This window comes from Nonomuraea lactucae (assembly GCF_003313395.1).
Classification (GTDB): domain Bacteria; phylum Actinomycetota; class Actinomycetes; order Streptosporangiales; family Streptosporangiaceae; genus Nonomuraea; species Nonomuraea lactucae.
Window position 1 is genome coordinate 1 of sequence record NZ_QNFZ01000258.1, and the last position, 21,912, is coordinate 21,912.

At 70.8% G+C, this 21,912-nt stretch carries 21 protein-coding genes and 3 pseudogenes; 16 read left to right on the forward strand and 8 right to left on the reverse strand.

Annotated features, from left to right (window positions below; all coding sequences use genetic code 11):
* The 3 genes from DQW85_RS16670 to DQW85_RS16680 all read left to right on the forward strand — a co-directional run.
* Positions 1 to 1,621: NAD(P)H-dependent oxidoreductase subunit E (locus DQW85_RS16670; protein ID WP_113701240.1), on the forward strand; the 1,621-nt coding region annotated here is incomplete at its 5' end.
* Positions 1,618 to 3,837, forward strand: a complete 2,220-nt coding sequence (locus tag DQW85_RS16675) for a molybdopterin-dependent oxidoreductase (protein ID WP_240197228.1) — start codon at positions 1,618 to 1,620, stop codon at positions 3,835 to 3,837. The genes DQW85_RS16670 and DQW85_RS16675, both read left to right, overlap by 4 nt.
* The gene (locus tag DQW85_RS16680; RefSeq protein ID WP_240197229.1) at positions 3,756 to 4,949 is read left to right on the forward strand and encodes an HAD-IC family P-type ATPase; all 1,194 of its coding nucleotides are present in this window, start codon (positions 3,756 to 3,758) and stop codon (positions 4,947 to 4,949) included. Before DQW85_RS16675 ends, DQW85_RS16680 begins: the two co-directional genes overlap by 82 nt.
* A gap of 231 nt (positions 4,950 to 5,180) precedes the next feature.
* On the opposite strand, the pseudogene DQW85_RS16685 reads toward DQW85_RS16680, so the two are convergent.
* The 3 genes and pseudogenes from DQW85_RS16685 to DQW85_RS16695 form a co-directional block, all read right to left on the reverse strand.
* Positions 5,181 to 5,438: pseudogene (locus tag DQW85_RS16685) on the reverse strand (sortase domain-containing protein); the annotation flags it as partial.
* 133 nt (positions 5,439 to 5,571) lie between these two features.
* On the reverse strand, positions 5,572 to 6,480 hold the full coding sequence (locus tag DQW85_RS16690; protein ID WP_113701225.1) for an AMIN-like domain-containing (lipo)protein: 909 nt from the start codon (positions 6,478 to 6,480) through the stop codon (positions 5,572 to 5,574).
* 236 nt (positions 6,481 to 6,716) lie between these two features.
* Positions 6,717 to 7,655, reverse strand: coding sequence for an Acg family FMN-binding oxidoreductase (locus DQW85_RS16695; protein ID WP_113701226.1), 939 nt, complete (start codon positions 7,653 to 7,655; stop codon positions 6,717 to 6,719).
* A gap of 183 nt (positions 7,656 to 7,838) precedes the next feature.
* On the opposite strand from DQW85_RS16695, the gene DQW85_RS16700 reads away from it, so the two are divergent.
* Positions 7,839 to 9,044, forward strand: coding sequence for an NAD(P)/FAD-dependent oxidoreductase (locus tag DQW85_RS16700; RefSeq protein WP_113701227.1), 1,206 nt, complete (start codon positions 7,839 to 7,841; stop codon positions 9,042 to 9,044).
* 471 nt (positions 9,045 to 9,515) lie between these two features.
* On the opposite strand, the gene pflA is transcribed toward DQW85_RS16700, so the two are convergent.
* Both pflA and pflB read right to left on the reverse strand, forming a co-directional pair.
* Positions 9,516 to 10,241, reverse strand: a complete 726-nt coding sequence (gene pflA, locus DQW85_RS16705; protein ID WP_113701228.1) for a pyruvate formate-lyase-activating protein — start codon at positions 10,239 to 10,241, stop codon at positions 9,516 to 9,518.
* A complete protein-coding gene (gene pflB, locus DQW85_RS16710) occupies positions 10,238 to 12,484 on the reverse strand; it encodes a formate C-acetyltransferase (protein WP_113701229.1) in 2,247 nt (748 codons plus the stop codon). Before pflB ends, pflA begins: the two co-directional genes overlap by 4 nt.
* Positions 12,485 to 12,752: 268 nt before the next feature.
* On the opposite strand from pflB, the pseudogene DQW85_RS16715 reads away from it, so the two are divergent.
* The 10 genes and pseudogenes from DQW85_RS16715 (at position 12,753) to DQW85_RS16760 (ending at position 19,193) form a co-directional block, all read left to right on the forward strand.
* Positions 12,753 to 12,944: pseudogene (locus DQW85_RS16715) on the forward strand (DUF1918 domain-containing protein).
* A gap of 135 nt (positions 12,945 to 13,079) precedes the next feature.
* Positions 13,080 to 13,598, forward strand: a complete 519-nt coding sequence (locus tag DQW85_RS16720; RefSeq protein WP_113701230.1) for a flavodoxin family protein — start codon at positions 13,080 to 13,082, stop codon at positions 13,596 to 13,598.
* Positions 13,595 to 13,966 carry an adenine nucleotide alpha hydrolase family protein gene (locus DQW85_RS46890; RefSeq protein ID WP_113701231.1) on the forward strand — a complete coding sequence of 124 codons (372 nt, stop codon included), beginning with the start codon at positions 13,595 to 13,597 and terminating at the stop codon, positions 13,964 to 13,966. The genes DQW85_RS16720 and DQW85_RS46890 overlap by 4 nt, the downstream gene beginning before the upstream one ends.
* A 93-nt stretch (positions 13,967 to 14,059) precedes the next feature.
* Positions 14,060 to 14,236 (forward strand): hypothetical protein, encoded by a 177-nt coding sequence (locus tag DQW85_RS16730; protein ID WP_162795049.1) that lies wholly within the window; start codon positions 14,060 to 14,062, stop codon positions 14,234 to 14,236.
* Positions 14,236 to 14,532, forward strand: a complete 297-nt coding sequence (locus DQW85_RS16735) for a CBS domain-containing protein (protein ID WP_113701233.1) — start codon at positions 14,236 to 14,238, stop codon at positions 14,530 to 14,532. The genes DQW85_RS16730 and DQW85_RS16735 overlap by 1 nt, the downstream gene beginning before the upstream one ends.
* 241 nt (positions 14,533 to 14,773) lie before the next feature.
* Positions 14,774 to 14,926, forward strand: a complete 153-nt coding sequence (locus DQW85_RS48525; protein WP_476703603.1) for an SHOCT domain-containing protein — start codon at positions 14,774 to 14,776, stop codon at positions 14,924 to 14,926.
* 93 nt (positions 14,927 to 15,019) lie between these two features.
* A complete protein-coding gene (locus DQW85_RS16745) occupies positions 15,020 to 15,400 on the forward strand; it encodes a hypothetical protein (RefSeq protein WP_113701235.1) in 381 nt (126 codons plus the stop codon).
* A gap of 177 nt (positions 15,401 to 15,577) precedes the next feature.
* Positions 15,578 to 17,248 (forward strand): sensor histidine kinase, encoded by a 1,671-nt coding sequence (locus tag DQW85_RS16750; RefSeq protein ID WP_113701236.1) that lies wholly within the window; start codon positions 15,578 to 15,580, stop codon positions 17,246 to 17,248.
* A 30-nt stretch (positions 17,249 to 17,278) separates the two neighbouring features.
* A pseudogene (locus DQW85_RS16755) lies at positions 17,279 to 18,954 on the forward strand (phosphoketolase family protein); the annotation flags it as partial.
* A gap of 89 nt (positions 18,955 to 19,043) precedes the next feature.
* Positions 19,044 to 19,193 (forward strand): universal stress protein, encoded by a 150-nt coding sequence (locus DQW85_RS16760; RefSeq protein WP_240197230.1) that lies wholly within the window; start codon positions 19,044 to 19,046, stop codon positions 19,191 to 19,193.
* Positions 19,194 to 19,533: 340 nt separating this feature from the next.
* Here the strand turns inward: DQW85_RS16760 and DQW85_RS16765 are convergent, their stop codons facing one another.
* Positions 19,534 to 20,028, reverse strand: coding sequence for a beta-class carbonic anhydrase (locus DQW85_RS16765; protein WP_113701241.1), 495 nt, complete (start codon positions 20,026 to 20,028; stop codon positions 19,534 to 19,536).
* A 137-nt stretch (positions 20,029 to 20,165) separates the two neighbouring features.
* Here DQW85_RS16765 and DQW85_RS16770 point away from each other — a divergent pair, with 137 nt between their 5' ends.
* Positions 20,166 to 20,501, forward strand: coding sequence for a hypothetical protein (locus DQW85_RS16770; RefSeq protein ID WP_113701238.1), 336 nt, complete (start codon positions 20,166 to 20,168; stop codon positions 20,499 to 20,501).
* A gap of 41 nt (positions 20,502 to 20,542) precedes the next feature.
* Here the strand turns inward: DQW85_RS16770 and DQW85_RS16775 are convergent, their stop codons facing one another.
* Positions 20,543 to 21,106, reverse strand: a complete 564-nt coding sequence (locus DQW85_RS16775) for a thioredoxin family protein (protein WP_113701239.1) — start codon at positions 21,104 to 21,106, stop codon at positions 20,543 to 20,545.
* A 53-nt stretch (positions 21,107 to 21,159) separates the two neighbouring features.
* Here DQW85_RS16775 and DQW85_RS16780 point away from each other — a divergent pair, with 53 nt between their 5' ends.
* Positions 21,160 to 21,531 carry a VOC family protein gene (locus DQW85_RS16780; protein WP_113701242.1) on the forward strand — a complete coding sequence of 124 codons (372 nt, stop codon included), beginning with the start codon at positions 21,160 to 21,162 and terminating at the stop codon, positions 21,529 to 21,531.
* 91 nt (positions 21,532 to 21,622) lie between these two features.
* Here DQW85_RS16780 and DQW85_RS16785 read toward each other — a convergent pair.
* The coding region (locus DQW85_RS16785; protein WP_162795050.1) for a hypothetical protein at positions 21,623 to 21,912 on the reverse strand (290 nt) is incomplete at its 5' end.

Consider the following 21,912-nt stretch of genomic DNA (forward strand, 5'->3'; position numbering starts at 1 on the left):
CGGGTTGGTCGAGTCCCTGGCCGCAGCGACGGCGGCCGCCCCGGCCGACGGTCCCGAGGCGTGGGCGCCGGGCGTCGCCGTGGGACTGGGGCTGCCGGCGGCTGCCGGTCTTGGACCGGCCACCTTCTACGCGGACCTGGCGACGGGGCACGGCCGCCGTCATGTACGGATCTGCGCCGCGGCATCCTGCTTCGCCGCTCGCCTCGGCCGGCACCTGCAAGAGGCCGAGGAGGCGCTCGGCGTCACGGCCGGCGGGGTGAGCCCGGACGGCGTGGTGTCCCTGCAGGCGGTCCGCTGCCTCGGCTACTGCTATGCCGGTCCGGCCTGCCTCGACGGTGACCAGCCCTGCGCCGGCCCGGATCTCGCCGACCAGTTGACCGCCCGGTGCCCGCCACGAGATCCGCCCATCCCCGTGGCCGACGCCACAGGAGATCCGGTCGTGCTCGCCGGGATCATCGGCGGGGAATCCCCCTGGCAGGTGTGGCCCCGGACCGTGGGCGCGGACACGCCTGATCGGATCGAGGCCGAGGTGGCCGCCTCGGGGCTGCGCGGGCGCGGAGGCGCGGGGTTCCCGGTCGCCGCCAAGTGGGCCGCCACCGGCCGGTCGCCGGACGCCGTGGTGGTCGCCAACGGCGACGAGGGCGATCCGGGTTCGTACGCCGACCGGCTGCTCATGGAGCGGGATCCGGACCGCGTCCTCGAAGGCGTGGCGCTGGCCTGCTTCGCCTGCGGTGCACGGCGCGCCGTGGTCCTGGTGCGTTCGGAGTACCCGCGGGCGCTGGCGGTCATGCGGGCGGCGCTCCCGCGGGCCTACGCCGACGGACATCTGGGCCGGGCCGTGCACGGAAGTGGCGTGGATCTGGACATCCAGGTCGTCGAGGGCGCCGGTTCGTACGTCGCGGGAGAGGAGACCGCGCTCATCGCCTCCCTGGAAGGCGGACGCGGATGCGCGCGGCCTCGCCCGCCGTACCCGACGAGGCGGGGCCTGTGGGATGCGCCAACCGTGGTCAACAACGTCGAGACGCTTGCCGCGGTGCCGTGGATAGTCGGCCACGGCGGCCAGGCCTACGCCCGCAGGGGCACCCCCGCCGAGACGGGAACGAAGCTCGTCTGCCTGTCAGAGCGGTTCGCCAGCCCTGGCTGCTACGAGGTCGAGCTGGGAACCGCGGTGTCGCGGATCGTCACGGATCTGGGCGGCGGACTGAAGCAGGGGTCGCGGCTGCAGGTGCTCCAGGTGGGCGGGCCGCTCGGCGGTTTCCTGGCGGGCGATGATCTGGAGGTGCCGCTGGCCGAGGCCGCGCTGGCCGGGCGCGGCGCCGCACTCGGCCACGCCGGTCTCGTCGCGTTCGACCAGCGCGTGGAGCCGGAGGAGATCCTGCGGCACGTGTGGGAGTCCGCCGCCGCCGAGAGCTGCGGGGCCTGTTCGCCATGCCGGGTCGGCTCCCGCCGCGGCCTGGAGCTCGCACGGGAAGCCACGGGGGCACCGCCCGGCGAGGAGTACGGGCGGCTGCTGCGCGTGATGGGCCAGGCGAGCCTGTGCGCGTTCGGGCGGCGGGTGCCGGCCGCGGTCCGCAGCCTGGCGCGCGCGTGTGGCGATCGCCTCGCGGGGTGGGACCCGTGAACGGCCCCAGGGTCCAGGTGGACGGTGCCACCGTCCAGGTCGCGGAGGGCGCCGCGCTGCTCGCCGCCGTACGGGCGGCGGGTGTCGAGGTGCCCGCGCTCTGCCACGACGACCGCTTCCCCGCGGCGGGCTCCTGCCGTACCTGCCTGGTGAAAGCGGACGGGCACGTCGCGGCCGCGTGCGTAACCCCGGCCACCGACGGCGTACAGGTGGAGGCCGATACGGCCGAGCTGCGGGCGCTGCGCCGCGACGCCGTCGAGGTCATCGTCTCGGCCCTGCCGCCTCGCGCGCTGGACGGCGGCACGGACGGCAGCGAGCTGGCCCGGATCTGCCACGCGCTGGGCATCACACCGCCAGCCGCCCACGGGCCCGGCGGCAGGGGCCGCGACGACAGCCACCCTTACGTCCACCTCGACCGTGACCTGTGCATCGCCTGCGGCAGGTGCGTGCGCATGTGCGCCGACGTGCAAGGAACCTTCGCCCTCACCCTGACGGGCAGAGGCGCGGACACTGTGGTCGCGCCCGGGACCGGCGGAGCCTGGGTGGACTCCGACTGCGTGGCGTGCGGCGGGTGCGTCGACGCCTGCCCCACCGGCGCCCTGTCCGAGCCGGGCCTGCCGTCCGGCGCCCGTCCGGCCGCGCTGACACGCACCCGTACCACGTGCGGGTACTGCGGTGTCGGCTGCGCCCTCGACGTGCTCACGCGGGAGGACGAGGTCGTGGCGGTCCTGCCGGCCCACGACGGGCCGGTCAACCGAGGGCACGCCTGCGTCAAGGGCCGCTTCGCCCACGGCTTCCTCACCTCCCCCGAACGGCTCACACGGCCTCTCCTGCGCCGCGGCGGCAGTCTGGAGCCGGTGACGTGGGACGAGGCGCTCGACCACATCGCCCGCGGGCTCCGCGCGGCCGTGACCGCGGGCGGCCCCGACACGGTGGCGGCGATCTCCTCTGCCAGGGCCACCAACGAGGAGAACTACCTGATCCAGAAGTTCATGCGGACCGTGATCGGCACCAACAACGTCGACAACTGCTCCCGGCTGTGCCACTCACCCTCCGCCGCCGGGCTGACCGCCGCGTTCGGCCTCGCCGGCGGCACCGACTCCTTCGACGACGTCGAGCGGGCCGACTGCCTGCTCGTGGTGGGCGCCAACCCGGTCGAGGCCCATCCCGTGGTCGGCGCCCGCCTGCTCCAGCAGGTCCTGCGTGGAGCGCGCCTCGTGGTCGCCGACCCACGTGCCGTCGGGCTGGCCCAGCACGCCGACGTGCACCTGCGGCCCCGGCCCGGCACCAACGTCGCCCTCTTCCACGGCCTGGCCCACGTGCTGCTCGCCGAAGGCCTGACCGAAGAGGAATTCCTCCGCCATCGCGCCACCGGCCTGCCCGAGCTCGCCACGCTGCTCAGTGACTACCCGCCGGATCGCGTGGCGGCCATCACGGGCATCCCGGCCGCGGACTTGGTCACGGCCGCCCGCCTGTACGGCCAGGCGGAACGGCCCGCGATCGTCTACGGGCTCGGCGTCACCGAACATCTGCACGGCACCGACGGGGTGCGCGCTCTGGCCAACCTGGCGATCCTGCGCGGGGCGGTCGGCACGGGCCGCGGCTTCGGCGTCAACCCGCTGCGCGGCCAGAACAACGTCCAGGGCGCCTCCGACATGGGCGCCCTGCCCGACCTGCTGCCCGGATACCAGAAGGTCACCGATCCCCACGCGCGCGACCGGGCCGCGCGGCTCTGGGGCACCGAGATCCCCTCCCTGCCCGGGATGCGCATCCCACAGATGTTCGCCGCCGCCCGCGCGGGCGACCTCCGAGCACTGTGGATCATCGGTGAGGACGTGTGCGCCACCGACCCCGACGCCACCCGGGTCGCCGAGGCACTGGAGACCTGCCCGCTCGTCGTCTGCCACGAACTGTTCCTGTCCGAGACCGCCCGCCGGGCCGACGTCGTCCTACCCGCGGCCTCCTGGCTGGAGAAGGACGGCACGTTCGTCAACTTCGACCGCCGCTTCCAGCGGGTGCGCCCCGCCCTCGCCCCGCCGGCAGAGGCCAGGGCCCGGGGGAGGACACGGTCGTTACACGGCGCTACCCGTTCACCCCGGTCCGCCGCCGCTCGTCTGCCGTCGCGGGCGGCAAGTTGCACCTCAAGGGCGCGCCCGACTCCGTCCTGCCCTTGTGCAGCGAGACGGCGGGCGTGGTGTGGGCGTTGGAGGAGATGAGCGGGCGCGGCCTGCGCGTGCTGGCCGTCGCGCGCCGCGACAATCCCCCCGACGGCGACGCCGAGGAAGTCGAACGCGATCTGACCTTGCTCGGTCTGGTCGGCCTGGAGGACCCGCCCCGGGAGGACGTCGCCCGGGCGATCGCCACCTGCCGGCGCGCCGGGATCAAGCTCGCCATGATCACTGGTGACCACCCGGGCACGGCCCGCGCGATCGCGGAGAAGGTGGGCCTGCTGGGCCCCGAACGGCTGGTACTCACCGGCGCCGACCTGCCACAGGACGACACCGCCCTCGGCGCGCTGCTCGACCGCGACGGCGCTGTGGTCGCCCGGGTGACGCCCGAGGACAAGCTGCGCATCGCCCGCGCCCTGCGCTCGCGCGGCCACGTCGTGGCGATGACCGGCGACGGCGTCAACGACGGCCCCGCGCTGCGCGAGGCCGACATCGGCATCGCCATGGGCGCCTCCGGCACCGACGTCGCCCGAGAAGCCGCCGACCTGGTGCTGCTCGACGACCACTTCGCCACCCTGGCGCTGAGCGTGCTGCAGGTGCTCGCCCTCGACATCGGCACCGACCTGCTGCCCGCCCTCGCTCTCGGCGCCGAACCCGCCAACCCCCGCACCATGCAGGGCCCGGCACGCACCGGGGCGCTGCTCGATCGGCGGCTGCTCCACCGCGTCTTCGTCGTGCTCGGCCCCGCCGAGGCCGCTGTGGAGATGGCCGCCTTCGCCGCTGTGCTCATGCTGGGTGGGTGGGCTTTGGGCGTCACGCCGTCCGCGGCTCTGCTGGGGGCCGCCTCGGGGACCGCATTCTCCGCTGTGGTTCTCGGGCAACTCGCCAACGCCTTCGCCTGCCGCAGCGAGACCCGCTGGGCCGGGCGGCTCCCGTTCGGCGGCAACCGGCTCCTGCTGTGGGCGGTGGCGACCGAGATGGTCATGCTCATGGGTTTCCTCGGCTTCCCACCGCTGGCCGCTCTCCTGGGCGGGACGTTCCCGCCGCCGGCGGGGTGGGCCCTGGCTGCCCTGGCGATCCCGGCGGTCATCGGCGCGGACGCCGTACACAAGGCGCTACGCGCCCGCTCATCCGTACCCCAGCCGGAAGAGTGCATGTGACCGAGTCCTTCCCAGGAGCCGCTGAGGCGGCTCGTCCCGCGTCTCGGTCATCGGGTGCTCCTCTCACATGTCCGGCACCTTGAGCAGTGCGGGGGCGACTCCAACACGCGATTCGGACGGACGTGGCCATGGATCCCACCGATTCCTCGGTCTTTGCGCCCGTGAGCGGACTTGTCACCGGGCGCGGTCGAGCCCCACGCGGCTCCGTCTGGAAGCGCGAGCCGCATGCGTTCATGCCACGGCGGTGAGGACGCCGTAGGCGACGATGTTGTCGCGGTAGGAACCCTTGGCGGGGTCGAAGGAGCCTCCGCAGGTGATGAGCCTGATCTCCGGCCTGCTGGTGTCGGCGTAGACGCGGTCGGTGGGGAATTCGCTTTTGGGGTAGCGCTCGACGCCGTACACGGGGAAGGTCGCCACACGGCCGTCCTGGCGCGGAACCTGAACGATCGCGCCCGGCTGGAGTTGGGCGACGCGGTAGAACACCGCCGGCCCGCCGTTGTGCGACCCGCCGGGTACGGCCCGGACAGTCTGGACGTCCTCACAGAGGACGAGCCCCTACCTCCCGAACCGTACTCCGATCACACGTAGCGGTTCATCGACCGGCTGGCTGCGCTCCCGGTACTCATGGCTCCAGTGACCACGGGACGGAGTCGGACGGGCCGTAAGGCTGCTGGGTGTGTCCGCGGGCGTCGTAGACCTTCACCCACTTGATCGACGGGAACTGCTTGAGCGTCGGCTTGATCTCGTCGGCGATGGTGAACGTCGATCCTCCGCCGGTGACGCGTCCGGTCAGATAGACCCTGGCGCTTCCCTTCTTGACGGTGAACTTGCTGAAGCCGGTGGCCTTGGAGCTGACGAAGCGCAGCCCTTGGGCTGTCTCGGCCTGGGTGGGTCCGGCGAACAGGCGCTGCAGTGCCCCGTACGCGGTGGCCGGTGGGATCACCGGCCGCTGCACGGCCGTGGTGTACGGCGTGCGGCCGGCGTCGTAGTTGGCGGTGTTGAGGAAGTAGTCGCGCACCGGAACGGTCCGGTAGGGGGTGGCAATGTCGACGACGACGCGGCTCGGCCGGGTGAGCGTGTGGATCCGATAGGGCACCCGCTTGGCCAGCCCGACGCCGAAGGTCAGCGTCGCCTCGAAGTCGCCAGCGTTGACGACCTGGATAACGCCGGGCAGCCCGTACGTCCTGCGTGCCGGCCCATAGGTGACGTGACCGTGGCGGTCGTGGCCGTCGGCCTGATCGAAGCGGATCCGCAGCAGGGCGGCGCCCACCACGTTCACGGTGCGGCCGGATCCGTCGGCGGTGAGCTTGGACACGTAGCGCACGTCGCGCTGGGCGGGCACCCGACCGCGAAACTCGAAGACCAGCCGGTCCAGTCCCTGGTGGTGCGCGGCCCGGATGCCGACCAGCGTGGGTGTGCCGGAGTGCTGGGTCGCATGCGCCGGTACGGCGAGCACGCCGGTGGAGGTGGCCACCATCGCGGTGGCGATGAGGGGGCGGATCGGGAGCATGGTGATCATCTCTTTTCCCATGAGTGCTCCTGATCGAAGCGTGCACCCGGCCACCGCGGTACGACACCGGCGAACGTCCCTTTCTTAGGGGTCTTCCGGCGCGAAGCACGAACCCGTCGCCTCGGCGACGACCTCGCGGGTCATGACCTCGTTGACGGTGACGTGCATCGTGCTCCTCGTGCGAATCGTGCCTCCATCGCATCGCGGACGCGTCGGCGGGGATAGGGGCGGAGGTCTCGCTGCCCGAGTGCCGCTGGTCAGGCCAGGAGTTCGGTGATGGGGCGGCGCGGGGCGCGGGGGACCGCCGGGCCGTAGCCGAGCCGCATGATCATCTGTGGGTGGCCGCATCGATGGTGCGGGTCGGTGCGGCGCCGCATGTCGCGCAGGTCGAGAGGCTGGTTGAGGAAGGAGGCCGAGACCCCGTGTCCGGTGGCCGCCAGGAGCATGTGTTGCAGCGCCTGCCCGGCGCGGAGCCAGTCGATCGGCTCGTCGCCGGCAGTGGTGAGCACGGCCAATCGAGGGTGCGGCTCGAAGCGGGCCTTGCCGGTGCGGTGGCCGAAGTCGCGGATCGGGTCTACGTCGCCGATCGCCCGGGGTCCTTGTACGTGCGCCGGCACGCCGTGACCGGTGGTCCAGGCCGCGAGTTCGATGAGGTAGTCGCCGTTGCCGGCCAGCTGATCCTGCGCGATGGCGGCGTAGTCGAGCAGGTCGGTGGCGCTGCGCCGGTCCAGGAAGAGGAGTCGGGCGCGCTCGGTCGAGGCGGCGGCGCGCATGTCGGCCAGCACTCGTGCTGGGATGCCGCGTTCGTCGAACGGAGCCCTGTTGGTCCGTCGATAGGGGATCAGCTCGTACAACTGCCGGGCCTCGGCCGTGGCCGGCCCACGTACGTCGATGTCGACGCAGGCCAGCACCTCCGGCGCCCGCTGAACATCGGGCAGCAGGCGGACGGCAGGTCTGCGGCCGGCCGCGCGGGCCGCGATGCGCAGGTTGTACAGCGCGGCGCCGCAGCTGACGTGCAGCGAGCGCCCGCGCGGGTCGCTCACCGGCAGCCAGCGGTCCCAGTCGGCCAGCAACTCTATGACGGGGCCATGGCGCACCCTGAACCGCCACGGCTGGGTGTTGAGCATCGAAGGCGCCTGTCCGGCCGCCACGAGGAGCCGCCTGACCGCGAGATCGACGGTGTGTGCAGTAGTCATGACGCACCTCCCTGCCATCGACGCTGGCCCTGTGGGGCAGGAAGCCGTCAGGGCCGGAAGTCCCGCTGGAGGTCCCGCCCCGCAGCGCGGACCAACGCCGCAGTGAGCGGGACCTTCGCCTCATCCGCGGCCCCCTCCTGCCGGTCAGCCTGAAGACAGGAAGAGAGGCGGAAGGTGATTCCCATGCTGAGCAAAGTGCTGGTTCTCGGCGGCAACTTCGGCGGACTGAACGCCGCGCTCGGCGTCAAGCACGAAGTGCAGGGGGACGTGGACGTCACGGTCGTGTCGCAGTCCGACCGGTTCCTGTTCAACCCGTCGCTCATCTGGCTGCCGTTCGGCAAGCGCCGCCCGGCCGACATCACCTTCCCGCTGGCGCCGACGTTCGGCGTGCACGACGTGGACTTCGTGCACGGCACGGCCACCGTGATCGATCCCAAGGCGCATGTCGTCCACACGACCGAGGGCGTCCACAGTTACGACTACCTGGTCATCGCCACCGGCTACCGCAATGCCTTCGACGTGCTGCCGGGGTTCGAGACGGCGGACGGGGCCCACACGATCACCACGCTGGACGACGCCGTGCGCGCGGGGGAGGGGTGGAGGCGCTTCCTCGACGACCCCGGCCCGGTCGTGATCGGCGCCACGCAGGGCGCGGGTTGCTTCGGGGCCGCCTACGAGTTCCTGTTCAACACCGCTTACCAGCTGAAGAAGGCGGGCCTGCGTGGGCGGGTGCCGCTCACCTACGTGACCGCCGAGCCGTTCCTCGGCCACTTCGGCATCGGCGGCCTGCCGGGAGGCGAGAAGCTGCTCAAGCTGTTCTGCAAGAAGGAAGGCATCGAGACCGTCACAGGCGTGGCGATGGACGAGATCGCGCCCGGCAAGCTCAGGCTCGCCGACGGCCGGAATCTCGGCTACGCGTACGCGATGATCGTGCCTCCCTTCACCGGCCAGGACGTCGTGCGCGCGGTGCCGCGGCTCGCCGACGACAGGGGTTTCGTGCCCGTGCGCGACACCTACCAGTCGGTGGCCGAGCCCGACGTCTACGCGGTGGGCGTGGCGGCCGCGGTGCAGGTGCCGTGGACCACGGCCATCCCGGTGGGCGTGCCGAAGACCGGCTTCCCCACCGAGGTCCAGGCCCGCGTCGCGGCGGCCAACATCGCCGCCCGGATCCGGGGGGAGGAGCCGATGGCGCACAAGGAGTTCGGCGCCATCCCCGCCATCTGCGTGATGGACGCCGGCAACAACGGGGTGATGATCCTGGCCGACCGGATGCTCCCGCCACGCAAGTTCGGCGTCATGATCCCCGGGCCGCAGTCGCACGCCGCGAAGCTCATGTTCGAAAAGTATTTCCTGTGGAAGTCCCGGCACGGCTACGTACGGCTGCCGTGACTCCAGAGCCTCACCGGCCTGCGCCCCGGCGCCCATGTACCGCCCTGCAGACCACGACGCGATGGACGCACGGGCGCTGAGCGCCCGTGCGTCCCGCTCAGGAACCGCCCGCGCTACCTCTTGGGGCGGGCGATGAACGACGTGACGACTACCGTGACAGCGAAGACCACTGAGATGATAACGATCGCGAGGGGCCAGTCCATGGCGGCCTCCATTCCAGCGGAGCCTGACACCTTCAGCCCATGCCATCGACGCCGCCGGCACCAGGGACGAAAGTCCCGCGCTCGGTCCTCCATAGCATGCGGCCATGGCGGGCAGCTGGCTGCACACCGGCGGCTCGGTTATGTCCATCAGAACGTCTCTTAAGCCCGGCAGGCAGGCGACGGAGTCGCCACTAGTTGCCCACGCCGGGATCGTCTGGCCGCCTACGAGTACTCCCGGCACAGAGAGTTCCGGGCCGAGTGCCGAGCCTTATGTCGTGGCCAGGCCGTGAACCCGGAACTGGCGGTGCACGCGGTCCAGCAGGGCCTGGTCGGGCGGTGCGACGTCGGCAAGCGGGAAGGTCAGGCCGAGGCGTGCGTACTTGCCGGTGGCCATGCGGTGGAAGGGCAGGACGTCGACCCGTTCCACGTTGCCCAGGCTCGCCACGAAGCGGGCCAGGGCGCCCACGTTCTCGACGGCGTCGGTGAGCCCGGGGACCAGCACGAATCGCACCCATGTGGGCCGGCCTAGCCCGGCGAGGCGGCGGGCGAAGCGCAGGGTGGGCTCGACGGGCCCACCGGTGACCCGGCGGTAGGTGGCCGGGTCGAAGGATTTGATGTCGAGCAGCACCAGGTCGGTGTCGGCCAGCATGGCGTCGGTGGCGCGGGCGCCGAGCAGGCCGGAGGTGTCCAGGGCGGTGTGCAGGCCGCTGTCGTGGCTGCGGCGCAGCAGCTCGGCGGTGAAGCGGGGCTGGAGCAGCGGCTCGCCGCCGCTGATGGTCACCCCGCCGCCCGCGACGGAGATGAAGCGCCGGTACGTGCCGATCTCGTCCATGATCTCGTCGGCGGTGAGCTGGCGGCCGTCGCGCATCCGCCAGGTCTCCGGGTTCTGGCAGTACTGGCAGCGCAGCGGGCAGCCGGCGGTGAACAGGACGAACCTGGTGCCGGGGCCGTCCACACCGACCGACAGGTCCCAGGAGGTGATGACGCCGTTCACAACGACCCGTGGAAGGTGCGGTTGATCACGTCGCGTTGCTGGTCGGAGGTGAGGCGGACGAAGTTGACCGCGTATCCGGAGACGCGGATGGTCAGTTGCGGGTAGCGGTCGGGGTGTTCCATGGCGTCCAGGAGGACAGCGCGGGTGAGGACGTTGACGTTCATGTGAAAGCCGTCGGCGTCGAAGTAGCCGTCGAGCACGCCGACCAGGTTGCGGACGCGTTCCTCCGGCGTGCGGCCGAGACCGTCGGGGGTGACGGTGTTGGTGAGGGAGATGCCGTCGAGGGCCTGGTCGTAAGGAAGTTTGCTGACCGACAGAGCGGAGGCGATCATGCCGTGGCGGTCGCGGCCGTTCATCGGGTTCGCTCCAGGAGCGAACGGCTCGCCGGCACGGCGGCCGTCGGGGGTGTTGCCGGTGTGCTTGCCGTAGACGACGTTGGAGGTGATGGTGAGCACGGATTGGGTGTGCTCGGCGTCACGGTAGGCGGGGTGGCGGCGGATCTTGTCCATGAACGAGCGCACCAGCTCGACCGCGATGGCGTCGGCACGGTCGTCGTTGTTGCCGTAGGCCGGGTAGTCGCCGTCGACCTCGTAGTCGACGGCGAGGCCGGTCTCGTCACGGATCACCTTGACGCGGGCGTGCTTGATGGCCGAGAGACCGTCGGCGGTGACGGACAGGCCGGCGATGCCGCAGGCAAGGGTGCGCTTGACCGGGTAGTCGTGCAGGGCCATTTCGAGGCGCTCGTAGGCGTACTTGTCATGCATGTAGTGGATGATGTTGAGTGCGTCGACGTACGTGGCGGCCAGCCAGTCCATCATCCGGTCGAAGGCGGCGGCGACTTGCTCGTAGTCGAGGACCTCACCGGTCACCGGCGGGTAGGCCGGGCCGACCTGGGCGCCGGTGCGCTCGTCGCGGCCGCCGTTGATCGCGTACAGCAGGGTCTTGGCCAGATTCACGCGGGCGCCAAAGAACTGCATCTGCCGACCCACCGGGGCGGCCGACACGCAGCAGGCGATGGCGGTGTCGTCGCCGAAGCGGGGGCGCATCAGCTCGTCGCTCTCGTACTGGATGGCGCTGGTCTCGATCGACAGCGCGGCGCAGAATCTCTTGAACGGCTCGGGCAGCCGCGGTGACCAGAAGACGGTGAGGTTCGGCTCCGGAGCCGGGCCGAGGTTGCGCAGCGTCTGCAGGTAGCGGAAGCTCGTCCGGGTCACGAGGGCGCGGCCGTCGGCGCCGATGCCGCCGATCGACTCGGTCACCCAGGTGGGGTCGCCGGAGAAGAGCTGGTCGTACTCGGGGGTGCGCAGGAAGCGGACGAGGCGCAGTTTGATGACGAAGTCGTCGACGAGCTCCTGCGCGCGCTCCTCGGTGATGCGCCCTTCGGCGAGGTCGCGCTCCAGGTAGACGTCGATGAAGGTGGACGTGCGGCCCAGCGACATGGCGGCGCCGTTCTGCTCCTTGACCGCGGCCAGATAGGCGAAGTACAGCCACTGGATCGCCTCCTGCGCGGTGGCGGCCGGGCGACCGACGTCGTGGCCGTAGGAGGCGGCCATCTCCTTCAGCTCCGCCAGCGCCTTGAGCTGCTCCGACAGCTCCTCCCTGTCCCGGATCACGGCGTCCGTGGCGGGCCCGCCGTCCAGGGAGCGCAACTCGGCGCGCTTGGCCGCGAGCAGCCGGTCCACCCCGTAGAGGGGCACGCGGCGGTAGTCGCCGATGATGCGGCCGCGGCCGTAGGCGTCCGGCAAACCGGTGACGATGCCCGAGCGGCGGGCGGCCACGATCTCGGGGGTGTAGGCATCGAATACGCCGTCGTTGTGGGTCTTGCGGTACTTGGTGAAGATCTCCTTCACCGACGGGTCGAGCTTGTACCCGTAGGCGGCAAGGCTGTTCTCCACCATGCGTAGCCCACCCGCTGGCATGATCGCCCGCTTCAGCGGTGCGTCGGTCTGCAGGCCCACGATCAGCTCGCGCTCCCGGTCGATGTAGCCCGGCCGATGGGAGGCGATCGAGGACGGGGTCACGGTGTCGGCGTCGAGGATCCCGCGCCGCCGCTCCTCGGGGAACAGCGCCGAGACCTTCCCCCACACCGCACGCGTACGCTCCGTCGGCCCGGCCAGGAAGAGGTCGTCGCCCTCGTACGGCTTGTAGTTCGCCTGGATGAAGGCCCGCACGTCCACGGCCTGCTGCCAGGTCACCCCGTGGAATCCACGCCAGGCTTCGAGCTCGGCTTCCGTAGCGGTCATCGTTCTCCTTGTCGCATTGGAGTGCGCCTTCACTCTTGCCCGCCGGACGTGCGGTCACATCGGTCCAAGGACATTCGCGGGGCGGGACCAAGGTCCTTTTCCGGTTGGAAAGCACGCCGACGTGCGAGGAGGCGTGGGCGCGAGGACGAAGGCCCCCGGGATTCGAAGACCTACGGCACTGCCGCATGCGAGCCTTGCGCCGAAGGGTGGAAACGGGATGAAAGCCATCCCCGCTCGCATCGGAGACATCGAAGCTGAGGAGCTCATCATGAAGGCGACCGTGGGTGACCGGCTGATCGTGGAGGGCACGTACGGCGGCAACCCGCGCCGGGAGGGCTTCATCGTGGGCGTGGAGCACGCCGACGGCACGCCCCCTTAACTGGTGCGCTGGCTGGAGACGGGACGCGAAACCCTCCTCTTCCCAGGACCGGACGCACGCATCGTCGAGGGCGCCCGATGATGACCGCCGGGCAGGTGATGAGCCGCGTCCTGGTCGGGCGGCCCCGCCAGGCCCGTCGAAGAGCCCGGCGAGTGGTCACCGGGATGTTCCAGTTCGAACCCGTCCTGCCCCACGAGCATTGATAGGAGGCGCGTGATGGACGCGCTGGTCGTGTACGAGTCCATGTACGGCAACACCAAGCAGATTGCCGAGGCGGTGGCCGAAGGGCTGGCCACCCGGCTGCGGACCGAGATGGTCGAGGTCGGCTCCACGCCCGGCAAGGTGGGGCCTGAAGTCGGGCTGCTCGTGGTGGGCGGGCCGACTCACGCCTTCTCCATGAGCCGGGCCTCCACCCGCAGGTCCGCCGCCCAGCAGGCCACCAGGCCGCTCGTCTCGACCGGGAACGGCGTGCGTGAGTGGCTGGCCGCTCTGGGCACGGCCTCGGCCACGCTCACCTCGGCCGCCTTCGACACCCGCGTCGCCAAGCCGCGTATGCTCGGCTCGGCCGCTCGCGGCATTGCCAAGCGGCTGCGCCGCCTCGGCATCAAGGCTGCGGCCCCGGCGCAGAGCTTCTACGTCATCGGGACGGAAGGGCCGCTGGTGGCGGGCGAGCTGGAGCGGGCCAGGCGGTGGGGCGAGAGCTTGGCGGCGTCGTTCCCCGTCACGGCTCCATGACGCACGAGGAAGAGGCCGAAGGTCTCTCGTGGTACCAGGCCGGCAAGCGCCCCGATGCCGTCATGCCGGACACGCTGTGGCGCGCGGGCCGGCGAGTGCTGCGCGAGGCGGAGGCCCTCGTCCGCCAGAGCCAGCCATCCCTCGATGTCACCACGCAGGAGGTGGAGGGCGTGCCCGCCGTGGTGTTGCGCGAGAAGGCCAAGGACGCTGTGGAGCTGGTGGGTGATCGGCAGCCGTGGCCTCGGCGGGTTCAGCTCAGGGTCGTGCACGCCTGGCAGCTTCCGGTGCACGCCTTCGCGCTGCTCGGCTCGGTCGGCCGGGGCGTGCTGCATCACGCCCGCTGCCCGGTGGCCGTGGTCCGCGCCTGAAAGGCGTGACCGGCGGCCTGGTCATGCGGGACGTTCGCCGCTGACCGCGGGCCACGATACGCGAGCGTGGGACGTGAAAGCGAGGTGGACATCATGTCGATCGAAGTCAAGGACGTCATGGGACGTGTGGCCATCGCCGTGCTGGCGGACGGGTCGTTCTCCGACATCATGGCCGCGATGAGGCGGTTCGCGGTCGGCGTCGATGTTCGAGTTCCGCAGCCAGCGGCGCGAGCACGAAAAGGCCGCCGGGAGTCACGGCGTCTCAATTGATGACCTCCCCGGCGATCACTGTCACCCCGGGCACAAGCGTGCGCGACGCGGCCCGGCTGATGCACGCCCAGCACATCAAGCAGTTGCCTGTGATCGACGTGGTCACTGGGTGTGTCGTCGGCACCCTGCACCAGGGGGACGTGTTGCGCGTCTTCACCCGCCCAACCGGGGAGCTGGAGGCGTTCGTCTCCGGCCTTCGGACCCAGCGGCCCAGGGCCGCCCGCCTCCGGGACGTGGTCGTCACACCTGGCTCGTCAGAACGCGAGGTCTCCGGCTCCGAAATCGTGGCGAGCTGATGTTGACACCCGTGCCCCTGCCCGGCATGCCCGTACCTGGCCGGCAGAGAGCTCGAACACGCTGCGACAGCCCTGTCCTAAGGCTGTCCACCGGATGACCTAAGTCCCTCCCGTCCGCCCCATGCAGGGCGAAGACTGAGAGGTAAAGGAGGGTCATGATGATGTACGGCTACGGCCCGGGAATGGGCTGGATGATACTGATCACCATCATCTGATCGCGCTCGTCGGCGCGGTCGTCTGGGTGGCCGTCCGGATCGCGCAGACCTCGTCGAGCACGGACCGCGGCCAGGAGTCCCCGGAGGAGATCCTGGCCCGCAGGTTCGCCAGCGGCGAGATCGACGCAGCGGCCTACGAGGCCGCTCGGGACCGACTCAGGGCTGTGCGGTCACGATGACGACGTGGCTGCGCGCGCGGTGGCTGCCGCTCGCGGTCCTGGTCCGCCGCCCAGGAGTTCGCCGATCAGTGGAGCCTGCGCGTCGGTGAAGTCATGCAGTTCAGCAACGGCTACTACGCCGAACTCGTGGACGGCGCCGGCGAGGGCGCCACCGAGGTCCTCGTTGATCCCGTCGACGGCTCGGCCCAGGTGGAATGGGGCCCGGCGATGATGTGGAACACCGTTTTCGGGATGCACGCGACCGGGCGGCAGGAGGCCGCGATCGGTCCGGAGGAGGGACGCCGGATCGCCGACGCGTGGCTGAGCGAACACGGCCCCACCCTGCGTGCAGGGGAGGCCGAGGCCTTCCCGGGTTACTACACGCTGCACACCATGCGAAACGGCGAGGTCGCGGGAATGCTGTCGGTGCACGCGTACTCAGGGGCGGTCTGGTACCACACCTGGCACGGCGAGTTCGTCCGCGGGAGCACGTGAACGTTGGGGTCGAAGTCAGCCGTCACGAGGCAGAGCGCGCTCGCGCCGCGAGTGTCGGCCGTAGGAGGTGCCGGAGGCCAGCGGGACAAGGACGTCATCGCACTGCTTGATCGTGCCTGGGCGTGCCGCTGTCCAGATGCGACACTGGTCGGCGTGGAAGGTGAGCACAGTCCGCTGATGCCGCAGATGCGGCTCGATGAGCTGCTGGCGGAGTTGCAGGTTCGGCTGGACGCCGTGCTCGCCACCCGGGACCGCGTGCACGCGCTGCTGGAGGCCGTCGTGTCGGTGGGCAGCGATCTCGACCTGGCGACGGTGCTGCGCCGCATCGTGGAGACCGCGACCACGCTGGTGGACGCCAGCTACGGCGCGCTCGGCGTGGTAGGGCAGGAGAACACCCTTCTGCAGTTCATCCCCGTCGGCCTCACCGAGGAGGAGATCGCCAAGATCGAGCACTGGCCGCACGGGCTGGGGCTGCTCGGTCTGCTCATCAGGGACGCCCGGCCGCTGCGGCTGAAGCGCATCTCCGATCACCCGGAGTCGTACGGCTTCCCGCCCGGCCATCCGCCGATGGGCACCTTCCTCGGGGTGCCGGTCCGGGTGCGCGATGAGGTGTTCGGCAACCTGTACCTGACGGAGAAGCGCGGTGGCGGTGAGTTCGACGAGGAGGACGAGGCCGTGGTGATCGCGCTTGCCACGGCCGCCGGCGTCGCCGTGGAGAACGCCCGCCTGTACGAGGAGTCGCGCAGCCGTGAGACCTGGTTGCAGGCCTCATCGGAGGTGACCACGAGTCTGTTGTCCGGCGCGGACCCGCGCGAGGTGCTGTCCGTGGTGGCCGCACGCGCCCGCCAGATGAGCGACGCCGACCTGGTCCAGGTGCTGTTACCGGATGCGGCGGAGCGGTCGCTCGTGGTGGAGGTCGCTGAGGGCGAGGGCGCGGAGGACCTGCTGGGGACCGTTGTCGAGATGGCGACCACGCTCGCGGGCGACGCGTTCACCCAAGGAGAGCCTATGTCCAACGCGGACATGAAGAGCGCCCCCTACCCGGGTTCGCCGCTGCGGCGGCTCGGCTACGGCCCGGGGCTCGTTGTCCCGCTGGGCACCGCGCCGGCCGTGCGCGGGGTGCTGGTGCTGGCCAAGCACAGCGGGCGGCTGCCCTTCAGCGGGACGACCCAGCAGGTGCTGCAGGCGTTCGCCGGGCAGGCGGCGATCGCGCTGGAGTTGGCCGAGACGCGGCGGGACGCCGAGCGGCTGGGGCTTCTGGAGGACCGGGACCGGATCGCCAGGGACCTGCACGACGTGGTCATCCAGCGGCTGTTCGCGACCGCGATGACGTTGATGAGCACGCTCCGGCTCGTGGAGCGGCCGGAGGCGGGCAAGCGGCTGCAGCACGCGATCGACGAACTGGATGAGACGATCCGGCAGATTCGCTCGTCCATCTTCGCCCTGCAGGGCTCGCACGACGATACCGCGCCGAGTCTGCGCGGGCAGATAGTGGAGCTGATGGAGGGCGCGGCCAGCCATCTGGGGTTCATGCCGGGCCTGCGAATGGAAGGGCAGATCGACACCCTGGTGCCCGAGCCCGCCGTCGAGCACCTGGTGGCGGTGCTGCGCGAGGCGCTGTCCAACGTGGTCCGCCATTCCCACGCGACCCGCGCCGATGTGTCCGTCGAGGTCACCGACATCGGCCTCACGCTGGTGGTCACGGACAACGGCGTCGGTCTGGGCGAGGGGGGACGCCGCAGCGGCCTGCGCAACATCGAGGAACGGGCCGGCCGGTTGGGCGGCACTGCGGAGTTGGAGTCCCCCGACCAGGGTGGGACGCGGCTGAGCTGGCAGATCCCTCTGTGAGGTTGGGCCCGTGAGCCAGGGACCAACGTCCGGCAGTTCTCCTTCCCCAGCGGCGTCCCCAGCCACGTGGCGCCCGAGACGCCCGGCTCGATCCACGAGGGCGGCGAGCTCGGTTACTCGCTCGCCCACGCCTACGGGGCGGCGTTCGACAACCCGCGGCTGGTCGTGGCCTGTGTGGTCGCGGACGGCGAGGTCGAGACCGGCCCCCTCGCCACAAGCTGGCACTCCAACAAGCTGCTCGACCCCTATCGCGACGGCGTGGTCCTGCCGATCCTGCACCTGAATGGCTACAAGATCGCAAACCCGACGGTGCTGGCCCGTATCCCCGAGACGGAGCTGCTCAAGCTCATGGAGGGCTACGGTTACCGTCCCCACGTCGTCGGCCCTGACCACGAGCAGATGGCCGCGACGCTGGACGTGGTGTTCGACCAGATCGCCGCCTACAAGGGCGGCCGCGCGGCCCCCATCACCATGATCATCCTACGGACGCCGAAGGGGACCGGGCCGCGTGAGGTTGATGGGCTGCCGGTCGAGGGGACCTGGCGGGCCCACCAGGTGCCGCTGTCCGGGGTCCGCGACAACGCCGGGCATCTGGCGATGCTGGAGGCGTGGATGCGGTCGTACCGGCCGGAGGAGCTGTTCGACCCCGACGGGCGGCCGGTGCCCGCTGTCTTGCAGGCGGTGCCGGAGGGGCCGCGGCGGATGAGCGCGAGCCGGCACGCCAACGGCGGCGAACTGCTGGCGCCACTGGCCCTGCCGGACTTCCGCGGGTACGCGGTGGAGGTGAAGGCGCCCGCCGTCCAGTCAAGCGAGCCCACTCGCGTCCTGGGCGCGTTCCTGCGGGACGTGATCGCCGCCAACCCGCACACCTTCCGGCTGATGGGGCCGGACGAGACCGCCTCCAACCGGCTGCAGGCCGTCTTCGAGACCACGACACGCGCCTGGAACGCCGAGACCGAACCCACGGACGAGCACTTGGCGGCCGGGTGATGGAGGTGCTGAGCGAACACCTGTGCCAGGGCTGGCTGGAGGGCTACCTGCTGACCGGTCGGCACGGGCTGTTCAACTGCTACGAGGCGTTCGTCCACATCATCGACCGCCATGTTCAACCAGCACGCCAAGTAGCTGCAGGCGTCGAAGAAGATCCCGTGGCGGCGGCCCGTCGCCTCGCTCACCTACCTGCTCTCCTCCCACGTCTGGCGCCAGGACCACAACGGCTTCAGCCACCAGGACCCCGGCTTCCTCGACATCGTGGTCAACAAGAAGGCCGAGGTCGTGCGCGCCTACCTCTACCTCCCGCCGGACGCCAACACGCTGCTCTCGGTCGGCGACCACTGCATGCGCTCGCGCGACTACGTCAACGTGATCGTGGCTGGGAAGCAGTCCGTGCTGGACCTGTTCACCATGGAGGACGCCATCGCCCACTGCACCCGCGGTCTCGGCATCCTGCCCTGGGCCTCCACGACGCCGGCGTCGAGCCCGCCGTGGTGCCGGCCTGCGCCGGCGACGTGCCCACCCTGGAGACGCTGGCCGCCGCCGCCATCCTCCGCGAGCACCTGCCGCGGCTCATTGACCGCGTCCCGGGCCTGGGTGCGACCCAGGCGCAGCTGCGCCAGCAGATGGCCGACGAGCGGCTGCGGGACCGCGCCCACACCCGCGAACGCGGCGAGGACGCGCCCGAGATCCGTGAGTGGACCTGGGCGTGATCTGAAGCGGCCGGGCTCGCACAAGAGGACCAATGTCCTCCCAGAACGAGAGGGACGCCTCTGAACGACACTTGCCTGGTCAGGAGAGCGTGAAGGAGACCGAACGGGTGGAGGCGACGATGAACGAGGACGATCTCGGCGTGGTGGTGGGCTACGGCCGCGGGCTGCTCCTCGGATCCGTCAGCCAGGCCATGGTGCACCACTCGCCGTGCCCTGTCGCCGTGGTCCACGAATGGTGAAGCAGCCGTGATGCCGGAAGGAACCCGGCGCGCCCGTACAACGTGACCATGCAAGGGGCCAGGAGGCCGGCCGAGCGATGGCCGATCGGCACGTGTCGGGTGGCCCGATGGACGCGACGCCGTGCTCGCAGCCGGCGCGATCATCGCCATCCCACGGCGAATGACCCTTGAAAGGGGGCATCATGGACGCCACCATCAACACGCCCGTTGTGGAGACCGGCGCCGCCCGAACTCGCCGCCGCCATCGAACTACGCCTGGACCAGCGCATGGCCCAGGCCCGTCTCCCCGCAGCAGCATGAAACGCTGCCAAACAGTCAAAGTCCTCGTCGCTAAGGGGCCCTAGCAGGCTACCGGGAGGAGGCGGCCGGTGTGGACGTCGTAGATGGCGCCGCCCACCGGCAGGTCATCGGGGAGGAACGGGCTCGTGCGGATGCGCGTGAGGTCGTGGCGCAGGGCCGCGTCCTGGTCGGGGACCGTGTGGAACTCCAGGCTGCGCGTGTCGACCCCGTTCGACTTGGCGATGTCGTGGACGTCGGCGTCCGTGACCTTGGCCATGCCGCAGTCGGTGTGCGGCATCACCAGGACCCGTTCGACGCCTAGCAGGTAGACGGCCAGGACCAGAGTGCGCAGGACGTCGTCGGTGACGCGGGCGCCGGCGTTCCGCAGGATCTTGGCGTCGCCGGCCTTCAGGCCCAGCAGTCCGAGGGGGTCGATGCGGGAGTCCATGCAGGTGACCACGGCGAGGCCGCGTCCTGCCCGGCCGGTGAGGCCGTAGTTGCCGAAGTCTCGGGCGTAGTCCGCGTTGGCGGCAATGACGTCGTCGAACGCACTCATGGACAGATACTCCCGCATGCCCGTTTCGTGGACGTTTCCGGGGTGGCGACAGGCGCGAATCGGCGAACGTCCCACCATCATCGCTGACTTTGCGTGATGATGTCGTAGCCCAGAGTGTGTGATCGAAGAAGGTTGTCGTGAGTAGGTCCGAATCGCTCGCCGCGTATCTCCGTATCCAGGCCCGGCGCCAACTAGACCGCGTGGAGTCCAACGACGCCGGACGCAACGCGCGCACGGCCCTGGCTCTCCTCGACGCCGCCCTGTACGCGGACGGGCTCACGGACGAGGACGCGCTCGTCCGGATGCTGGACGAGGCGGGCTGCTTCGGACCGGACGGGTGCGACGACTTCGACCCGGGGCCCGAGGGCGTCCGCCTCGTCCGCGGCTGGCAGGGCGGCGAGCCGTACGAGCTGCTGCTCGCGATCCCCGCGGCGATGACCGCGTCGGCGCAGCACGCCGGTGAAGCTCCGTGACGGTGAAGCTCCGTGACGGTGAAGCTCCGTGACGGAGAAGGTCAGACGGGGGCGTTGCCCGGCTTCCACTTGATGCTGCAGCCGATCGACGGGTGCTGCGGGTCGGCGACCGGCTCGCCGTCCAGCAGGGCGTCGATGGCGGCCCGGAGCGACGAACCCGTGACCGGGATGTCGTTGCCCGGCCGCGAGTCGTCGAACTGCCCTCGGTAGGCAAGCCGCAGCCCCGAGTCGTACAGGAAGAAGTCGGGCGTGCACGCCGCACGGTAGGCCTTGGCGATCTCCTGCGTGTCGTCCAGCAGGTACGGGAACGAGAAGCCGGCCCTGGCGGCCTGCTCGGCCAGGTGTGTGGCGTCGTCGTCTGGGTAGTTCACGCTGTCGTTGCTGCAGATGGCGACGACCGACAGCCTGGAGCCGTAGTCGGCGGCAAGGGCCCCGAGGCCGGCCTCGAGGTGACGGACGTAGGGGCAGTGGTTCGACAGGAACACCACGAGGGTGGCGGGAGAGCCCTTGAAGTCCGTGAGCGCGACGTTGCCCCCGTCGACGGCGGTCAGGTCGAAGGCGGGCGCGGGTGTGCCGAGCGGGACCATGAACGAGTTGGCAGCCATGCATTCCATTGTCGCCGGTCGGCGCCGTCGCAACCGCTTCGGAGGTGTATGTGGTGAAGGGCATCGTGGAGTACCACTCGACCGTGCTCGACTGTGCGAACCCCCGCAGACTCGGCGAGTTCTACTCGCGACTGCTCGGCTGGCCCGTCGAGTCGGCGGACGACGGGTGGGTGGTCATCAGCGACGGCGGTTCGCCGAAGCGGCTGGCGTTCCAGAAGATCGAGGACTACCGGCCGCCGATCTGGCCCCGCTCGGAACGGCCCCAGCAACTGCACATCGACGTGCTGGTCGAGGACATGGACCAGGCGGAGAAGGCGGTGCTCGAGCTGGGCGCGACCAAGCACGACCACCAGCCGAGCGAGAAGGACAGCTTCCGGGTCTTCCTGGATCCGGCGGGGCATCCTTTCTGCCTGTGCCGGCCGTGAGCTCGGAGAGGAGGACCGGGCCCCCGGCCGGGCGCGGCGCTCGTACGGCACCGCGAGGTCCGAGGGCCCGGTCCTCCTCTCGTGGGTCACCTCATCGGGCGGCCTGGGTCAGGAGGTCCACCGCCTTCCGGAGGTTGCCGGCGGCCAGCTCCTGGTCCGCCAGCGCCTGCAGGTCGGCGCGCTTCCCGGCAGCCTGCGCCACATCCCTGGCGACCGAAGCCAGCGTGTCACCCCGCGCGAACGTGTCGGTGTCCGACCGTTCGAGCAGCGTCGCCGCCGTGCTCAGCGCGCCCAGCACGACGCGGGCGTCCCGTACGGAGCCGCCGGCGGTCCAGTTGCGCTCCGGCAGCGCGCCGCCGAGCGCCGCCGCCGCGGCCCTCG

Coding starts and splice junctions, on each gene's coding strand:
- DQW85_RS16765 (WP_113701241.1), bottom strand. CDS start 20,028: ATGAGTGCGTTCGACGACGTCATTGCCGCCAACGCGGACTACGCCCGA.
- DQW85_RS16700 (WP_113701227.1), top strand. CDS start 7,839: ATGCTGAGCAAAGTGCTGGTTCTCGGCGGCAACTTCGGCGGACTGAAC.
- DQW85_RS16750 (WP_113701236.1), top strand. CDS start 15,578: ATGCCGCAGATGCGGCTCGATGAGCTGCTGGCGGAGTTGCAGGTTCGG.
- DQW85_RS46890 (WP_113701231.1), top strand. CDS start 13,595: ATGACGCACGAGGAAGAGGCCGAAGGTCTCTCGTGGTACCAGGCCGGC.
- DQW85_RS16775 (WP_113701239.1), bottom strand. CDS start 21,106: ATGGCTGCCAACTCGTTCATGGTCCCGCTCGGCACACCCGCGCCCGCC.
- DQW85_RS16695 (WP_113701226.1), bottom strand. CDS start 7,655: ATGACTACTGCACACACCGTCGATCTCGCGGTCAGGCGGCTCCTCGTG.
- DQW85_RS16730 (WP_162795049.1), top strand. CDS start 14,060: ATGTCGATCGAAGTCAAGGACGTCATGGGACGTGTGGCCATCGCCGTG.
- DQW85_RS16720 (WP_113701230.1), top strand. CDS start 13,080: ATGGACGCGCTGGTCGTGTACGAGTCCATGTACGGCAACACCAAGCAG.
- DQW85_RS16745 (WP_113701235.1), top strand. CDS start 15,020: ATGCAGTTCAGCAACGGCTACTACGCCGAACTCGTGGACGGCGCCGGC.
- pflB (WP_113701229.1), bottom strand. CDS start 12,484: ATGACCGCTACGGAAGCCGAGCTCGAAGCCTGGCGTGGATTCCACGGG.
- DQW85_RS16690 (WP_113701225.1), bottom strand. CDS start 6,480: ATGGGAAAAGAGATGATCACCATGCTCCCGATCCGCCCCCTCATCGCC.
- DQW85_RS16735 (WP_113701233.1), top strand. CDS start 14,236: ATGACCTCCCCGGCGATCACTGTCACCCCGGGCACAAGCGTGCGCGAC.